This window comes from Lysinibacillus sp. FSL M8-0337, from assembly GCF_038593855.1.
GTDB lineage: Bacteria > Bacillota > Bacilli > Bacillales_A > Planococcaceae > Lysinibacillus > Lysinibacillus sphaericus_D.
The window spans coordinates 1,028,710-1,045,155 of the sequence record NZ_CP151996.1 but is presented as its reverse complement, the minus strand read 5'-3'; the positions used below and the strand labels follow the sequence as shown (position 1 = coordinate 1,045,155).

The following is a 16,446-nucleotide window of genomic DNA, read 5'->3' as shown; positions in this document are numbered from 1 at the left end:
AGGACAAATATGCCCCATCCCTTGGGGCACTAAGCGTCGATGCGTTTCGTCTTATTTCTAGTTATTTTACACTATTTCGACAGTGTTTACTGTATTAGTATCAATTATCTCCCTGTTTATTACTAGATAGGGTTGGATAAAAATTACAAATTGTGATTTTTCGGCAAAAAAAAGTCCCTTTTTACTATATTTAATATGATTATATAAGTAACCTTCTAGAAATGTAATTATGAAATTTTTCACGTATCGACAAAAAAAGGCTACTTAAATGACTATCTTATGTACAGATGTACTTTCATCGAACTGATATCTTTTCAGGCGCTTCCCTGAAAAATTCTCTAAATGTAAAGATTAGATTCCTTCGAAATCAGCACATTATTCTCGGATAAGCATTAATTCTTTGCTTAACGAATTTGAATTGTCCCTTCGTTTTGGTAAAGCCAACTCCCCATTTCCACAATAAACAGACCATAGGATGCAGTTACAATACTTACAAAAGATGGATTTTAAATTTCTCTACTAAAAAAGCCCTACCATATTTTTCCCTATTAGAAATACAAGATTGGACCCATTCACAAAAATGACACAAATACCATTTGGTGACATACCACTTGCACGTAAAGAAAAGCTAAGTAAGGCTTAACAATTTAGCAATCTATAGTTGAGATAACTAAAACAACACTTAGTTACAGTGAAAAAGCTCCCTCAAATGATTTCGAGGGAGCTTTTTTAATTATTTCATTTTAATTTCAGCTAGCGCATTTAAGAACTTATCGTTTAATACTTTAATGTAAGTTCCCTTCATACCTAGAGAGCGTGATTCAATGACACCCGCAGATTCTAGTTTACGTAATGCATTGACGATTACTGAACGTGTAATACCTACGCGGTCAGCAATTTTTGAAGCAACTAATAAACCTTCGTTACCGTCTAGCTCTTCAAAAATATGTTCAATCGCTTCTAATTCACTATATGAAAGTGAGTTAATCGCCATTTGTACAACAGCTTTGCTACGTGCTTCTTCTTCAATCTCTTCTGATTTCTCACGTAAAATTTCCATACCAACTACTGTTGCACCGTATTCAGCTAAAATTAAATCATCATCTTCAAATTGAGCGGATAAACGCGCTAAAATTAAAGTACCTAAACGTTCACCACCACCAACGATTGGAACGATTGTTGTTAAAGCGCTTTGGAATAAATCTTTATTTTCTACAGGGAACGCAGTATGTTCATTGTTTATATCTAAGTTTGAAGATGTTTCTGAAATTGTAAATAAGCTATGTGTATATTCTTCTGGGAATTGACGCTCTTCGAACATTTTTTTCATACGCTCATTTTCAATTTGTTGGTGAATTGAAATACCTAGAAGCTTCCCTTTACGGCTGACAATATAAACATTGCTGTCAATAATATCACCTAGTGTGTCAGCCATTTCTTTAAAGTTTACTGGCTTACCTGCAGATGCTTGGAGCATCGAGTTAATTTTACGTGTTTTTTCTAATAAGTTCATTATGTGTTCCTCCTATAAATAATCCATACCGTATTTAGTTAATATTCTAAAGTTTTTTACAATTGAATGATACTAACAAGCCTTGCCTACAGTATAAACTGTGACAAATCTTTGTTTTTTACAATACCCGCTAGCTTTTGGTCAACATAAGCAGCAGTTATTTCGATTTGCGCCGGTGCAATTTCAGACGCTTCAAACGATAATTCTTCTAACAAACGTTCTAAAATGGTATGCAAACGACGTGCACCAATATTATCGGTTTCTTGGTTAACCTCTGTAGCAATTTCTGCAATTCGTTCAATTGCATTTTCTGCAAAATCAATTGCTACACCTTCTGTTTCTAACAATGCTTTATATTGCAAAATAAGTGATTGATCTGGTTCCTTTAAAATACGAACAAAATCTTGCTTCGTTAATTTTTCTAATTCAACACGGATAGGGAATCGCCCTTGTAATTCTGGAATTAAATCGGACGGCTTTGACATATGGAAAGCACCTGCTGCAATGAAAAGCATATAGTCTGTTTTGACCGCCCCATACTTTGTCGTCACAGTAGAACCTTCGACAATCGGCAAAATGTCGCGCTGAACACCCTCGCGTGAAACACTAGCAGAAGAGTTCGTATCTTTGCTTGCGATTTTATCAATTTCATCAATAAATATAATCCCAGATTGTTCTGCTCTAGCAATCGCTTCTTGTGACACTTCATCTGCGTCAATCAGCTTATTTGCTTCCTCTATAGTTAAAATACGACGTGCATCTTTTACTTGCACTCTGCGTTTTTTCTGTTTTTTAGGCATTAAGCTAGACAACATATCTTGCATACCACTATTTGCAGACATATCCATTCCTGTTCCTTGCAATGCATCAAAAATCGACGGACTTTGCTCCGTTACTTCAACTGTAACCCACTCATTTTCTAATTTGCCATTGCGTAAATCAATTGCGATTTGCGCACGTTTTGAACGCACTTCCGTTTCTTCAGAAGATGTATCATCATGCGTTTGTTGTTCTTTGCCACCAAATAACATTTCAAACGGATTTTGCATAGCCTGTTTTTTACGTAAAGAAGGGACAAGTAATTTTACAATGGCTTCATTTGCCAACTCTTCCGCTTGCTCCTTCACAGACTCCATCATTTCTTCTTTCACTAAACGATGAGAAGCCTCTACAACATCGCGTACCATAGACTCCACATCACGTCCAACATAGCCCACTTCGGTAAATTTCGTTGCTTCAACCTTTACGAACGGTGCATTCGTTAGCTTTGCAATTCTTCTTGCAATTTCAGTTTTCCCAACTCCAGTTGGTCCAATCATTAAAATATTTTTTGGAATAACTTCAGCCTTCATATCATCCGCTAGAAGAGAACGACGATAGCGATTTCGTAATGCAATAGCTACCGCTCTTTTCGCCTCATTTTGCCCTACGATAAAACGATCCAAATGCTCAGTAATTTGTCTTGGCGTTAAGTTTTGTGGTGTCATTAGTTAAGTGCCTCCACGATAATATTATGGTTTGTAAATACACAAATTTCAGCGGCAGTTTCTAACGCTGCCTCCGCGATCTCTCGGGCAGTCATTGTTTCACCTGCGTATTTTTTTAGAGCACGACCTGCCGATAATGCATAATTCCCACCAGAACCGATCGCTAAAATACCATCATCCGGTTCGATTACTTCTCCCGTTCCAGATACAAGGAGTAGTGTACTTTTATCCATCACAAGTAACATCGCCTCTAATTGGCGTAGCATTTTATCACCGCGCCATTGTTTTGCTACTTCTACAGCAGCTCGCTGTAAATTCCCATTATATTCGTTTAACTTCGCTTCAAACATTTCAAAAAGTGTAAATGCATCAGCTACCGATCCTGCAAAGCCTGCTAACACCTGACCATTAAACAGACGTCTGACCTTCTTTGCAGTGCCTTTCATGACAACCGCATTGCCAAGTGTCACTTGACCATCGCCAGCCATAGCGCACCCGCCGTTGTGATGTACCGCAAATATCGTAGTCGCATGGATTTGTCCCATTTGCCTTCCTCCTTAGCCTCTATTATGCCCTTGGATGGGCATTCATATATGTTTGACGAAGATGCTCATTTGTTACATGCGTATAAACCTGTGTTGAAGTTAAATGCGCGTGGCCCAGTAACTCCTGCACCGTCCGTAAATCCGCGCCATGATTCAGTAAATGTGTAGCAAAAGTATGGCGAAGCATATGTGGGTATATTTTCGTATGGAGTGAGGTCTTGTCAATCATTTCATTTAAAATATGACGTACCCCTCGTGGTGTAAGTTCCCCACCACGCATGTTGACAAATAATTGCTCATGACTTGTTTGTTTCATCAAACGTGGACGAGCCTGCTCTATGTAGTGCTGTATAGCCACACTCGCAAATTGACCAAATGGTATAATACGTTCTTTTCTTCCTTTACCCATTACCCGAACAATAGAATAACGGAAATCTATATCCCCTACCATAATGGATGTAAGCTCACTCACACGAATGCCCGTTGCATATAATAACTCTAAAATCGCCATATTGCGCAACGATTTCAAATCATCGCCTACATTCGCATCAAAAAGCTGCATCAATTCTTGTTCGTAGAAAAAGCTTGGTAAACGTGATTCTTTTTTCGGATGATAGAGCGATCGAAAAGCGCCATCATCCAAGCCGTGCTGTTTATTTAGAAAGCGAAAAAAGGAGCGGATTGATGAAATCTTCCTTGATACAGAAGTTCTTGCTTTCTTTTCATCGTACAACTTCGTTACATATAGACGTGCATGTATATACTCAACACTAGCTAAATCATTAACGCCCTCTGCCTGTAAAAACGCTAAAAAATCTAGTAGGTCTGATTCATATTCTCGCACAGTATGAACAGAGAAGTTTTTTTCTACCTGGATGTAAAGCATAAACTGTTCAAGTGCTTCTTGGGACGAAACTAACATGAAAGATTCACCACCAATGAATTATTCGTAACCTTCTCTCATTACTATTACCAACAAATTCAAATGGTAAAACAATTGTGGCCATCTAAATTAATTTGTCGCTTTAGTAATCTTTAAAAAACATACATATTGACACTATACCTATCTTCGTAATATAGCAAGTGAAAATGGTTATATTTTGAGAAAATCTCTATACAAAATAATAAAATACGTGTAAATAAGCATTTTGTCTACATAAAAGAAAAAGCCTCTAAGAGTATATCAACTTTTAGAGGCTTTTGGCAATTAAATTGTTTGTGAATTCACAAAATTTTGAATTGTGCTCATTGCACGAGCAGCATGCATTTCTGCACGTTCAGGTTTTGAACGACGTCCAGGTGGTAATTCAGGGAATATGCCGAAATTGACATTCATCGGTTGGAAGTTTTTCGATTGTGCTTCTGTTATATAACGCGCCATACTGCCCAATGCCGTTTCAAATGGGAAAATAATTGGCTCTTGTCCCAATGCTAAACGTGCCGCATTGATACCAGCAATTAAACCGCTTCCTGCTGATTCTACATAACCTTCGACACCCGTCATTTGACCAGCAAAGAAAATATTTTTTTGTTCACGTAACTGATATGTTTTCTCTAAAACTTTCGGAGAATTAATGAAAGTATTTCTGTGCATAACACCATATCGTACGATTTCAACATTTTCTAGTCCAGGAATTAGTTGTAGTACTTCCTTTTGCGGCCCCCATTTTAAGTGGGTTTGGAAACCTACGATATTGTAAAGGGTACCTGCAGCGTCATCTTGGCGCAATTGAACAACCGCATATGGTCGTTTACCTGTTTTTGGATCTTCAAGCCCTACTGGCTTCATCGGTCCAAATAACATTGTTTTTTCACCACGAGCTGCCATTACTTCGATTGGCATACAGCCTTCAAAATAAATTTCTTTTTCAAATTCTTTTAATGGCACAACTTCTGCTTCAATCAATGCTTGGCGGAAACGATCAAATTCTTCTTTTGTCATAGGACAGTTTAAATAAGCCGCTTCCCCTTTGTCATAACGAGATTTTAAATACACTTTATCCATATCGATGCTATCTTTTTCAATAATTGGTGCTGCTGCATCATAGAAATATAAATAGTCGAGACCTGTTAATCCTTGAATTTTTTCAGCTAACGCTTTTGAAGTAAGTGGACCTGTTGCAATAACCGTAATGCCCTCTGGAATTTCTGTAACTTCTTCATGTATTACTTCCACTAGAGGGTGATTTTTTACCGCTTCTGTTACATAGCCTGCAAACTCATGACGGTCAACTGCAAGTGCACCACCTGCTGGTACTGAGCATGCATCGGCTGCTTTTAAAATAACAGAGTCTAATAAACGCATTTCTTCTTTAATAACACCTACTGCATTTGTTAGTGTATTAGCACGTAGTGAGTTTGAACAAACAAGCTCTGCAAATTTATCAGTATGGTGGGCAGGTGTTTGTTTAACAGGACGCATTTCATAAAGTTTAACTTTTACCCCACGTTTAGCAATTTGCCAAGCCGCTTCACTTCCTGCAAGGCCAGCACCTATTACATTTACAACTAGTTCAGTCATGTTCTTACCATCTTCCTATCATTGTGTTGGTGTCTCTTCATAGTCACATTTCGTACACTGAATTTGGACACCTTTTTTTAATTTTTTCTCTACTAATAATGCACTACATTTCGGACATGGTCTACTAATTGGTTTATCCCATGATACAAATTCGCATTCTGGATATTGATTACATCCATAAAATAAACGCTTTGTTTTACTTTTACGCTCAACAATTTCTCCTGTTTCACAAGAAGGGCATTTCACTCCAATTGGCTTCATAATTGCTTTTGTATTTCGGCAATCGGGGAAGTTCGAGCAAGCCATAAATTTTCCATAGCGACCCAGTTTGAATACCATTGGTGAACCACATTTTTCGCAATCCTCACCAGCTGGTTCATCTTTAATTACTACTTTCTCCATTTCAGCATCCGCATGCTTTACATGAACTTCAAAGTCTTTATAAAAATCATCAATTACTTCAACCCATTTACGACTACCTTCTTCAACATCATCGAGATCTTGTTCCATTTTTGCTGTAAATTCGATATTGATGATATCAGGGAAAAATTCCAGCATTTGTTGGTGGACAATTTCACCTAGCTCTGTCGGCATAAATCTTTTTGCATCAAGCACAACATAGCCGCGGCGTTGAATTGTATCGAGGGTCGGTGCATATGTCGACGGTCGTCCTATTCCTAACTCTTCCATTGTTTTTACAAGACGTGCTTCTGAATAACGAGGTGGAGGCTGCGTAAAGTGTTGCTTCGGTTCGATTTCAAGTGATGTCACCTGATCCCCGATTTCCATTTCCGGTAGAAGTTTCGTCGTTTCTTCAGTTTGATCATCTGTACCTTCAATATAGAGTTTCATAAATCCGGCAAATTTGACCTGTGAACCGTTTGCACGGAATAAAGCATCGTTATTCTGAAGATCTACAGCTACTGTATCTAAAACAGCAGGTGCCATTTGACTCGCAATAAAGCGCTCCCAAATCAAACGGTATAAGCGTAGCTGATCGCGACTAAGCACTGTTTTTAACTCATCTGGTGTTCGCATCGTACTTGTAGGACGAATGGCTTCATGGGCATCTTGCGCATTCGATGCTTTTTTTGCCTGCTTCGTTTCTGTTGAGATATATTCTTTCCCATACTTTGTCTCAATATAAGAAACCGCTTCCGCTTTGGCAGTTTCAGATATACGTGTTGAATCTGTACGCATGTACGTGATTAAACCGACTGTCCCTTCTTTTTTACCAATATCAATACCTTCATACAATTGCTGTGCAAGCATCATCGTTTTCTTCGCACGGAAATTTAACTTTCGGGCTGCTTCTTGTTGTAAAGAAGATGTCGTAAAAGCAGGCGCGGCATTTCGTTTACGTTCTTTTTTCGTCACATTGACAACTTCAAATGCTGTACCTTTGACATTTTTTAAAACCGACTTTACTTGCGCTTCATTCGATAATTTGATTTTATCTTTGCCGTTACCATAATACAGTGCATCGAATGTCTTTTTGCCCTTTTCAAAAGAGCCTTCAATCGTCCAATACTCTTCTGGTTGGAAGTTTTTAATTTCATTTTCACGATCAATGATCATACGAAGTGCAACTGATTGTACGCGACCTGCTGATAAGCCCTTCTTTACCTTTTTCCAAAGAATTGGGCTTATATTATAGCCTACTAGACGATCTAACATCCGACGTGTTTGTTGAGCATCCACTAAGTCCATATTAATGGCACGTGGGTTTTTAAAGGAATCTAAAATCGCATCTTTTGTAATTTCATTAAAAACAACTCGACAGTCTGAATTAATATCAATATTTAATGCAGTCGCAAGGTGCCAAGCAATCGCTTCTCCCTCGCGGTCTGGATCGGCCGCTAGATAGACTTTCTTCACTTTTTTAGCCGCAGACTTCAGTTCCTGCAAAACAGGTCCTTTTCCGCGAATCGTAATATATTTAGGTTCGTAATTATTTTCAGTATCTACACCCATTTGACTTCGTGGTAAGTCCCTCACATGCCCAACAGATGCTTTTACTTTATATTTTTTTCCTAAATAACGTTCAATTGTTTTTGCTTTTGCTGGTGATTCTACAATCACTAAATAATCCGCCATCTATGTCTCCCCCTTAGCGAGGTCTATTGCTAATTTTTTAAGTTACCTGTTGCAAAATGTATAACAGATTTTAAGATAATGCAACTTTTTTTCAATTTTTGCTAGAAAAGAGCGAAAGTGTTTCAACGATTTGGTGACCATCGCACACGGGTATGGCTCCTTCTATAAGTAATTTATTTGTTCCTTTTGACTGCTCTTTATTAATCGGTCCTGGAACGACAAATACATCTTTACCTTGCTCTAATGCGCATTCTGTCGTAATTAATGTCCCACTTTTTAGTGCAGCCTCCGTGACAACGATTGCTTGAGTTAGACCACTTATTAACCGGTTACGCATAGGAAATTGCCATTTTGCCGGTCGCATATAAGGTGGATACTCTGTAACAAGTAAATGGTTTTCTGCCATGTGCTGAGCAAGTGCTTGGTTTTCCTTAGGATAGACATAATGAAAACCATGACCTAACACGGCAATTGTTTGTCCACCAAATTTAATCGTCGCTTCATGAGCCATTGTATCAGCACCTCGTGCAAGCCCACTGACAACCGTATATTCGTGCGCAACAAGCGGAGGGACGATTAAGTCCATTGCCGTTCTTGTATAGGCTGTAGCCTTTCGAGAGCCTATTATAGCTATCCGTTTATCTCTTGCTAGCAGAGCAGACTGACCTTTCACATACAATACAGTAGGTGGACTAGGTATTTCAAATAATTGCGCCGGGAAATATGGGTGATTAAATGGTATGGGGAAAATATTTGCTTGTGCGTAAGCCTCTTCAAATGGCAAATTTCGAACACGTTGAAAATTCCGAATCATTAGCAGCGCTTTTTGCCACGTTATTTGCAATGCACCCGCAATCTCTTCAGGGTGCGCTTCTTCAAAATAATTCAATACATCCACCGGGGACAATAATTGTTGAAGTTTTTGGAGTGGTAATGGATATACATAATGTATAGCTAGTAATCTCTGTGTATCTACTGAGAAAATCATTTAAAAACCTCCTTTATAATAGAAGAAATTAAATGACCGCAATTGTTATTTCAGCACAAAAAATAGAATATGAGCCGTCCTGTAGCTTCGCCTTGTCGACTTTTGTTGTGTGCATTTCGCATGTAACTGTCCAAACACCGCCGTTTGTAAAGCTACGAACAGGTTTACCATCTACCGAGACAGAGAAAAAGATGTAGCCACAATGTGCTACATCTTCCATTTTAATGGGTTTTACATTTTTCGTATAGCCCTTTTTCTTTAATTACCTTAATAAGTGTTTCGCCGATAACAGATGGTGTTTCAGCGACTTCAATACCAGCTTCGTTCATTGCTTTAATTTTTTCAGCAGCCGTTCCTTTACCGCCAGAAATAATGGCACCCGCATGTCCCATACGTTTCCCTGGAGGTGCTGTTTGTCCACCAATAAAGCCAACAACCGGCTTTGTCATATTTGCTTTAATCCACTCAGCTGCTTCCTCTTCAGCAGTACCACCAATTTCCCCGATCATGACAACTGCATATGTTTCAGGGTCATTGTTGAATGCTTCAAGGGCATCGATAAAGTTAGTCCCATTTACAGGGTCTCCTCCGATACCTACAGCCGTTGTTTGACCAATACCCGCTTGCGTCAATTGGTGTACCGCTTCATACGTTAATGTGCCAGAACGTGAAACTACACCAACATGCCCTTTTGTATGAATATAACCAGGCATAATACCAATCTTACACTCATCAGCCGTAATAACACCTGGACAGTTCGGACCAACTAGGCGTGTTTTTTTGCCTTCCATAAAGCGTTTAACCTTCACCATGTCAAGGACAGGAATATGTTCTGTAATACAAATTGTTAATTCTAGCTCAGCATCAACAGCTTCTAAAATGGCATCTGCTGCAAAAGGTGCTGGTACATAAATAACCGATGTTGTTGCACCTGTTGCTGCTACAGCCTCAGCTACAGTATTGAACACAGGTACGCCTTCAATTTCAAGACCTCCCTTACCAGGTGTTACGCCTGCTACGATTTTTGTACCATAATCAAGCATTTGCTTCGTATGGAATAGCGCTGTTTCGCCTGTAATCCCTTGTACAATTACCTTTGTATCTTTATTAATAAATACAGCCATTGTTCTCCCTGCCTTCCTTAGCCTACTAGTCCCACAATTTTTTGTGCACCGTCAGCCATTGAGTCTGCTGCCACGATGTTTAAACCTGATGCATTTAAGATTTCTTTACCAAGCTCTACGTTTGTACCTTCTAAACGTACTACTAACGGTACAGATAAACCGATTTCTTTGGCTGCTGTTACTACACCATCAGCGATAATGTTACACTTCATAATGCCGCCGAAAATATTAACGAAAATACCTTTTACATTTGAGTCAGAAAGGATAATTTTGAAAGCTTCTGTTACTTTTTCGGCTGTTGCGCCGCCCCCAACATCAAGGAAGTTAGCGGGACTTCCGCCATAATAACTAATTGTATCCATTGTTGCCATTGCTAGGCCCGCACCATTTACCATACAGCCAATGTTGCCATCTAGTGAAATATAGCTAAGGTCATATTTCGATGCTTCGATTTCTTTTGGATCTTCTTCATCAAAATCGCGTAATTCGACAATATCTTTATGACGATACAACGCATTGGCATCAAAATTAAATTTAGCATCTAGTGCTACAACCTCTCCTTGTCCAGTGACAACAAGTGGATTAATTTCTACTATTGAAGCATCTTTGTCGATAAATGCTTGATATAAACCTAACATTAATTTAACAGCTTTCCCTACTAGGTTTGCTGGAATATTCATATTAAACGCCATACGACGTGCTTGGAAGCTTGTTAGTCCAATTACAGGATCAACCACTTCTTTGAAGATTTTTTCTGGATTTGTTTCAGCTACTTCTTCAATATCCATACCGCCTTCTTCTGAACCCATAAATGTTACACGAGAAGTAGCGCGGTCTAATACTAAACTTAAATAATACTCTTTTTGAATATCAGAGCCCTCTTCAATATACAAGCGTTTTACTTCTTTACCTTCTGGACCTGTTTGATGAGTTACTAAAATTTTACCTAATAACTCTTTTGCGTATGTACGCACCTCATCAAGGTTTTTTGCGATTTTGACACCACCAGCTTTACCGCGTCCACCTGCATGAATTTGCGCCTTGACCACGGTTACATTTGAGCCAAGTTCCTTCGCTACCTTCACTGCCTCATCAGGGGAAAAAGCAACTTTTCCATTGGGTACTGCAACACCATATTTTCTCAGAATCTCTTTCCCTTGATATTCATGGATATTCATAATACATCCTCCCATCAAACATTTGCATAAAATTGTTTTACTAACATAATCTATTCTAACGAAAGATTCTGATAAAGTCTACACTTTGTCTTTTGTTCGAATTTTATCTAAAATTATGACGTTTTCTTCTACTTCGTGTACTAAAACAGAGAATTCTTGAAATCAGAATTCTTTATTTTTTCTATATTTTTGCTATGTTGTTGGTCTAGATGATAAATAAAAGCAAACACTTCAGCCACCGCTTGATATAATTCTTCAGGTATTGACTCATTTAAATCTAATTGTCCCAGTAATTGCACAAGATTCGGATCCTCATATATCGGCACATCATGTTCACTTGCACGTGCCAATATATTTTCTGCCACTTTCCCTTTTCCTTTTGCTACGACAGATGGGCTATCAAATTGTCCTTGTTTATAAGTGAGGGCAATCGCTTCTTTACGCGTCTTTTTTTCTTCACTCATATGCGGAAATCCACCCCACTAATTTCCTCCTGCTGTTGTACTACAGGGGTTGTTTTTTCAAGTTGGGCTTTTTCAAATTGTTTAATAAAGACTCCCGATAGCTGATAATTTTTTTTTGCAAGCCCTAATTTCAATGCTGTTTTTAGAGATTCTGCCTGAAAAGCAATATCTGAATTTTCGTTAAATACTGTGACAGTGACGACACGATTTTGAACTTGCATATCAATTACGGTTTCTTTCATTGACTCCATTTGTAAATAAAACAATATACGTGCGTAGTTGGCATCAATCTTTCCGTCTTCTTTCATACGCCCATTCCATTGTAATGTGGCATCCATTTTCTTCCCAAAAAATTCAAGGGGCACTTGCATCACGAGCTGGTGTTGATGACCATTTTCTCCTGACACAAGTTGCATACCATTCATGCGTGTCATTAACAGTTCAGCCGCTTCCCTTAGTTGTGGCGTTATTTGAGCTTCTTGAAGCAATGTATGAAGCTGTGGTTTTAATTGGTGCGCAATTGCTTGTAAATCCGCTGATTTACTACTAAGCGTCGCCTCGTAACTAATGCCTAAACTTTTCAATACCGTTTTAAGAGCATGCTCCATCGCTTTACTATCCATTGAATTTCGTACATGTGCATCAGCTTCTGTAAGCATTTGTTGAATAGTTGGTTGTGGCGCCTCCGTACTTTGTTTTACAAGATTTCGCATCAGCGCTTCATTTTGTAATGGAATTGTCGACTCTTGCTTAAACAATGATAATAAATGTTCTTTTACAGAAAGCCCATTGCCATCTTGCGTAAATAACCGTTCAGGTGCATTGTGAGCGAACGCTTTGACTAGCTGCTCTTGCATTTGCTTCGCAAAAATCTCCAATGTTTGTTTATTAGTTGGTAATTGATTAAATCGATCAATCATTTGGTTCAGCTGTTGCTTTTGCTCATTGGACAATAAATTTTGACTCGCTGTCCAAGATTTTAGCTGTTCAATAAGCTGTTGTTTCTGTTCTGGTTTTGTCGCTAAAATTGTTTGGATTACTTGGCCCGCCTGCTGAAGTTGACCTTGTTGTACAGGTTTTGCTTCATTTAGAGACGACCAATTTTGTAAAGTTGCTTGTTGCGGTAAAATCCCCGCTTCTTTTAATAAAGTTAAAGCTTGTAATCGTTCACTTGCTGATGCTGCGTTATTAGTTAAAAGTTGAATCGATTTTGCGAGCAGTAACGTACCTGTTTCTGCCTCGAAAGGTTTTGCAATGGCTAACACTTGTTGCATCAAATTTTGTTTCACATTAGCTTGTAATGCTGTATCCTTCGCTAATAATTGTGTAAAATTATCCATTATTGCCGACATACCGGATGTTTTTTGCCCACTAACAAGTGCTTGAAACACATCTTGCGTCATTGGCATTTTTAGCTCAACCATTTTTTGAAGCGCTTGTAAGGCATCTATCTTTGTCACACCTTCAGGCAATACCTTCATCCACATTTCAGCTTGCATAAGTTGCTCTTTAGAAATCGGTATTTGAGCCTTGATAAAGTGCGCTAACACCTGTTGCATTTCTGACGTTTTGGGCAAATTCATCGAATCTAGTAGCTGATTTATTTGTTGGTTTGTAGAAACCTCTTGCCCCATCGGTCCTGTAACAACTTTTAACTCTGTTTGAGGACTTGTCCCTGTTACTTGAAAGAAATGGGCGTCCCCTGCTTTTAGCGGTACTTCCAGTTTAGCAATCAGTTTTTGATTGCCTACTTGGACCTCTGCCGTTTGATCTGGATATAATTGTTTAATCGTGCCATGAAATACTTGTCCTTGCTTTAATGCCAGCGGTTGATTTGCTGGAGTTAAAGTAGTTTGTTGCATTTGTATTGGATTAAACGATGTTGCTGTCATCTAATTACTCCTTTCTTACATTGATTTTATAGGTTCAAAAGACTTGCGATGATGTATCGTTGGTCCGAATGTTTCAAGTGCCTCTAAATGTTGTTTTGTACCGTAGCCCGCATGTTGTGCAAAGCCATACATAGGAAATTCTTTGTCCAATTGTTCCATATATTCATCCCTAGCTGTTTTCGCTAAAATAGAAGCCGCTGCAATGGCTAAACTTTTTGCATCGCCTTTAATAATCGAATCCTGTGGCATCGTGATTGGTAGTGTCATAGCATCCACTAGCACATAATCCGGTTTAATGGACAAGGATTCCACACTTGTTTTCATCGATTGCTTTGTCGCTTCATAGATGTTCAGTTCATCAATCGTTTGCGCTGATTGGAAATGAATGAAATAGCTAATAGCATGTTCTTTCACCAATGCCGCAAAAACATTGCGTTTTTCCTTTGTTAATTGCTTCGAATCATTTAATCCTACAAGAGCTTCACAGTTTTTTGGCAAAATAACAGCTGCTGTTACAACAGGTCCCGCTAAAGGCCCACGCCCTGCTTCATCTACACCGGCGATGAAGGCATTTTCACCACCATAGCACTGATCGAAATCTATCTTCGCTTGATGCTCTTCCAATAGCTGTCGTTTCTTTTCTTGGCGTTTATTCCAACTATGCCACGCTTTCTGCACACCTGCACGCTCGTCGGTTGCAATTTCCGCCATCCATTCTTGCCATTCTTCAGCTATTTTTAGTGCTGCTGTAATCTCTTTAATCGTTTTCATCATTTTACTCCCTTTTCTTACTCTATATCATTTATCGGCAATATCTACTGTTCCTAAAAGAAAAAGGCTAGGACAAAAGGAAAAAGTGTTAGATTGACGGCAATCAATCTAACACTTTTTTGCATTGCTGTGAATGTTCGTTACGGTGTTTGCTTTTCACCTGATACCTCTTACACTACGTGTACCTTCCAGGGTTCACTAGAAGTTACGAGCAATTTTGTCTCTTTTAAAGGTTTGTCCCTATTACTTTTTCGCACGTTATTGCTGTGTCGCTTCTTTTTCAAGCTGCTCATCCACAAAGTCAAATGTTAGCTTTCCTAATAGTAATCCACGAATATCTCGTACGATTAGCTGGGCTACTTGATCGTAGTCGATTTCTCCACCTGCTCCAAAAACACGACGAAGCTTGCCAATATGGTCAAACGTTTCCACTAAGTCGTCATGCATAAACTGAAAACCATAGCGTTCTTCCATACGTGTTGGATAATGTGTCGATAAAAATCGTAACCCATATACCGCCAAATCTTCCATGTTAGTAATGGTATCTTTAATAGCACCTGTTAAAGCCAGCTTATAGCCTACTTCTTGGTCTTCAAACTTAGGCCATAAAATTCCTGGTGTATCTAGTAATTCTAGTTCCTTGCCGACTTTTATCCATTGTTGCGCCTTTGTCACACCAGGCATATTACCTGTTTTCGCAATATTTTTCTTTGCTAAGCGATTAATAAGTGTGGATTTTCCCACGTTTGGAATTCCAACAATCATTGCTCTAATGGCTCTCGGCTTCATCCCTCTTGACTTCATGCGGTCAAATTTTTCTTTTAATATTTCTTGTGCCGCCTTGGTCACAAGTTGTAGTCCTTTTCCTTCAAGCGAATTGATTGCCACTGCTTTATGGCCATGCTGTGCAAAATATTCTACCCATTTGCGTGTTTCGTGCTCATCCGCCATATCTGATTTATTTAAAATAAGTAGACGCGGCTTTTGGTTAATGACCTCATCAATCATCGGATTTCTCGAAGATAATGGTAAGCGTGCATCGATTAATTCAAATATAATATCTACTAGCTTTAATTTTTCTGTTACTTCTCGGCGTGCCTTCGCCATATGCCCTGGAAACCATTGTATAGTCATTTCTATACCTCCTAAATAAGAAAAGCGCATTCGCCCAATTCAGTGCGAATGCCTTCAAATCGAATAAGAAAACGTATGCTCTTAGACGTCAAGAAAGGGAGTATTAGCCCCCTTTCAAACATTACTTCACAATTTTAATATCACTATACGGCCAGAAAATCAGGCTCGTATTACCTATAATTTCTTTTTGATCGACAATACCTATGTGACGGCTATCTTTGCTATATCGACGATTATCGCCCATCACAAACACATAACCTTCCGGAATTACATCATGCAGTGATGCATCAATGTCATTTAACGTAAAATCTTCCGTTAATGTACCTTCAGTAATTTCAGCTTTGTATGCATCTAAATAAGGCTCATCTATCGGTTCTCCGTTAATGTATAACTGATCGTCTTTATATTCCAATGTTTCACCAGGTAAGCCAATTACACGTTTAATGTAGTTTTTTTGCTCTGGTGCATGGAACACCACGATATCAAAGCGCTTAGGCTCTCCAATTTTATAACCAATTTTGTTGACAATCATTCGGTCGCCATCTTCAAGGGTTGGCATCATGGACTCACCGTCAACTGCAATTGGTGTAAATAAAAAATAACGAATAACTGCTGCAATCGCAAATGCAATTAAAAGAGCCTTTGTCCATTCCCATAATTCATTCTTTTCTTTCACTTGTTTTTCCATTATGAATTGCCCCCTTGTCTATCTTCATTTTAGATGATTATTAT

General features: G+C 38.7%; 15 protein-coding genes. All 15 read right to left on the bottom strand.

Going from position 1 to position 16,446, the window contains the following annotated elements; all coding sequences use genetic code 11:
- Positions 1-733 precede the first annotated feature (733 nt).
- A complete protein-coding gene (codY, locus tag MKY08_RS04720) occupies positions 734-1,513 on the bottom strand; it encodes a GTP-sensing pleiotropic transcriptional regulator CodY (RefSeq protein WP_024362040.1) in 780 nt (259 codons plus the stop codon).
- A gap of 86 nt (positions 1,514-1,599) precedes the next feature.
- Complete coding sequence (hslU, locus tag MKY08_RS04715; protein ID WP_069510143.1) at positions 1,600-3,000, bottom strand: ATP-dependent protease ATPase subunit HslU; 1,401 nt, start codon at positions 2,998-3,000, stop codon at positions 1,600-1,602.
- Positions 3,000-3,545, bottom strand: a complete 546-nt coding sequence (gene hslV, locus MKY08_RS04710) for an ATP-dependent protease subunit HslV (RefSeq protein WP_069510144.1) — start codon at positions 3,543-3,545, stop codon at positions 3,000-3,002. Before hslV ends, hslU begins: the two co-directional genes overlap by 1 nt.
- Positions 3,546-3,567: 22 nt before the next feature.
- Entirely contained in the window at positions 3,568-4,467 is a 900-nt protein-coding gene (xerC, locus tag MKY08_RS04705) for a tyrosine recombinase XerC (protein ID WP_069510145.1), read from the bottom strand.
- Between the two features lie 285 nt (positions 4,468-4,752).
- Positions 4,753-6,066: an FADH(2)-oxidizing methylenetetrahydrofolate--tRNA-(uracil(54)-C(5))-methyltransferase TrmFO gene (trmFO, locus tag MKY08_RS04700; protein WP_024362044.1), complete on the bottom strand. Its 1,314-nt coding sequence runs from the start codon at positions 6,064-6,066 to the stop codon at positions 4,753-4,755.
- Positions 6,067-6,084: 18 nt separating this feature from the next.
- Positions 6,085-8,163, bottom strand: coding sequence for a type I DNA topoisomerase (gene topA / locus MKY08_RS04695; RefSeq protein WP_069510146.1), 2,079 nt, complete (start codon positions 8,161-8,163; stop codon positions 6,085-6,087).
- A gap of 91 nt (positions 8,164-8,254) precedes the next feature.
- Positions 8,255-9,151 carry a DNA-processing protein DprA gene (gene dprA / locus MKY08_RS04690; protein ID WP_069510147.1) on the bottom strand — a complete coding sequence of 299 codons (897 nt, stop codon included), beginning with the start codon at positions 9,149-9,151 and terminating at the stop codon, positions 8,255-8,257.
- A gap of 28 nt (positions 9,152-9,179) precedes the next feature.
- Positions 9,180-9,371: a hypothetical protein gene (locus MKY08_RS04685; RefSeq protein WP_069510148.1), complete on the bottom strand. Its 192-nt coding sequence runs from the start codon at positions 9,369-9,371 to the stop codon at positions 9,180-9,182.
- Position 9,372: 1 nt separating this feature from the next.
- Positions 9,373-10,275: a succinate--CoA ligase subunit alpha gene (sucD, locus tag MKY08_RS04680; RefSeq protein ID WP_024362047.1), complete on the bottom strand. Its 903-nt coding sequence runs from the start codon at positions 10,273-10,275 to the stop codon at positions 9,373-9,375.
- A gap of 17 nt (positions 10,276-10,292) precedes the next feature.
- Positions 10,293-11,453 carry an ADP-forming succinate--CoA ligase subunit beta gene (sucC, locus tag MKY08_RS04675; RefSeq protein ID WP_024362048.1) on the bottom strand — a complete coding sequence of 387 codons (1,161 nt, stop codon included), beginning with the start codon at positions 11,451-11,453 and terminating at the stop codon, positions 10,293-10,295.
- A gap of 140 nt (positions 11,454-11,593) precedes the next feature.
- On the bottom strand, positions 11,594-11,917 hold the full coding sequence (locus tag MKY08_RS04670; protein WP_024362049.1) for an EscU/YscU/HrcU family type III secretion system export apparatus switch protein: 324 nt from the start codon (positions 11,915-11,917) through the stop codon (positions 11,594-11,596).
- A complete protein-coding gene (locus tag MKY08_RS04665) occupies positions 11,914-13,809 on the bottom strand; it encodes a hypothetical protein (protein WP_069510149.1) in 1,896 nt (631 codons plus the stop codon). Before MKY08_RS04665 ends, MKY08_RS04670 begins: the two co-directional genes overlap by 4 nt.
- Positions 13,810-13,824: 15 nt before the next feature.
- The gene (locus MKY08_RS04660; RefSeq protein WP_069510150.1) at positions 13,825-14,580 is read right to left on the bottom strand and encodes a ribonuclease HII; all 756 of its coding nucleotides are present in this window, start codon (positions 14,578-14,580) and stop codon (positions 13,825-13,827) included.
- Positions 14,581-14,838: 258 nt separating this feature from the next.
- A complete protein-coding gene (gene ylqF / locus MKY08_RS04655) occupies positions 14,839-15,714 on the bottom strand; it encodes a ribosome biogenesis GTPase YlqF (RefSeq protein ID WP_069510151.1) in 876 nt (291 codons plus the stop codon).
- A gap of 121 nt (positions 15,715-15,835) precedes the next feature.
- Positions 15,836-16,402 (bottom strand): signal peptidase I, encoded by a 567-nt coding sequence (gene lepB, locus MKY08_RS04650; RefSeq protein WP_024362053.1) that lies wholly within the window; start codon positions 16,400-16,402, stop codon positions 15,836-15,838.
- Positions 16,403-16,446: the final 44 nt, after the last annotated feature.

Bases quoted from the DNA above. Each gene is read 5' to 3' on its own strand.
- codY (WP_024362040.1), bottom strand. From the start codon at position 1,513: ATGAACTTATTAGAAAAAACACGTAAAATTAACTCGATGCTCCAAGCA.
- hslU (WP_069510143.1), bottom strand. From the start codon at position 3,000: ATGACACCACAAAACTTAACGCCAAGACAAATTACTGAGCATTTGGAT.
- hslV (WP_069510144.1), bottom strand. From the start codon at position 3,545: ATGGGACAAATCCATGCGACTACGATATTTGCGGTACATCACAACGGC.
- xerC (WP_069510145.1), bottom strand. From the start codon at position 4,467: ATGTTAGTTTCGTCCCAAGAAGCACTTGAACAGTTTATGCTTTACATC.
- trmFO (WP_024362044.1), bottom strand. From the start codon at position 6,066: ATGACTGAACTAGTTGTAAATGTAATAGGTGCTGGCCTTGCAGGAAGT.
- topA (WP_069510146.1), bottom strand. From the start codon at position 8,163: ATGGCGGATTATTTAGTGATTGTAGAATCACCAGCAAAAGCAAAAACA.
- dprA (WP_069510147.1), bottom strand. From the start codon at position 9,151: ATGATTTTCTCAGTAGATACACAGAGATTACTAGCTATACATTATGTA.
- MKY08_RS04685 (WP_069510148.1), bottom strand. From the start codon at position 9,371: ATGGAAGATGTAGCACATTGTGGCTACATCTTTTTCTCTGTCTCGGTA.
- sucD (WP_024362047.1), bottom strand. From the start codon at position 10,275: ATGGCTGTATTTATTAATAAAGATACAAAGGTAATTGTACAAGGGATT.
- sucC (WP_024362048.1), bottom strand. From the start codon at position 11,453: ATGAATATCCATGAATATCAAGGGAAAGAGATTCTGAGAAAATATGGT.
- MKY08_RS04670 (WP_024362049.1), bottom strand. From the start codon at position 11,917: ATGAGTGAAGAAAAAAAGACGCGTAAAGAAGCGATTGCCCTCACTTAT.
- MKY08_RS04665 (WP_069510149.1), bottom strand. From the start codon at position 13,809: ATGACAGCAACATCGTTTAATCCAATACAAATGCAACAAACTACTTTA.
- MKY08_RS04660 (WP_069510150.1), bottom strand. From the start codon at position 14,580: ATGAAAACGATTAAAGAGATTACAGCAGCACTAAAAATAGCTGAAGAA.
- ylqF (WP_069510151.1), bottom strand. From the start codon at position 15,714: ATGACTATACAATGGTTTCCAGGGCATATGGCGAAGGCACGCCGAGAA.
- lepB (WP_024362053.1), bottom strand. From the start codon at position 16,402: ATGGAAAAACAAGTGAAAGAAAAGAATGAATTATGGGAATGGACAAAG.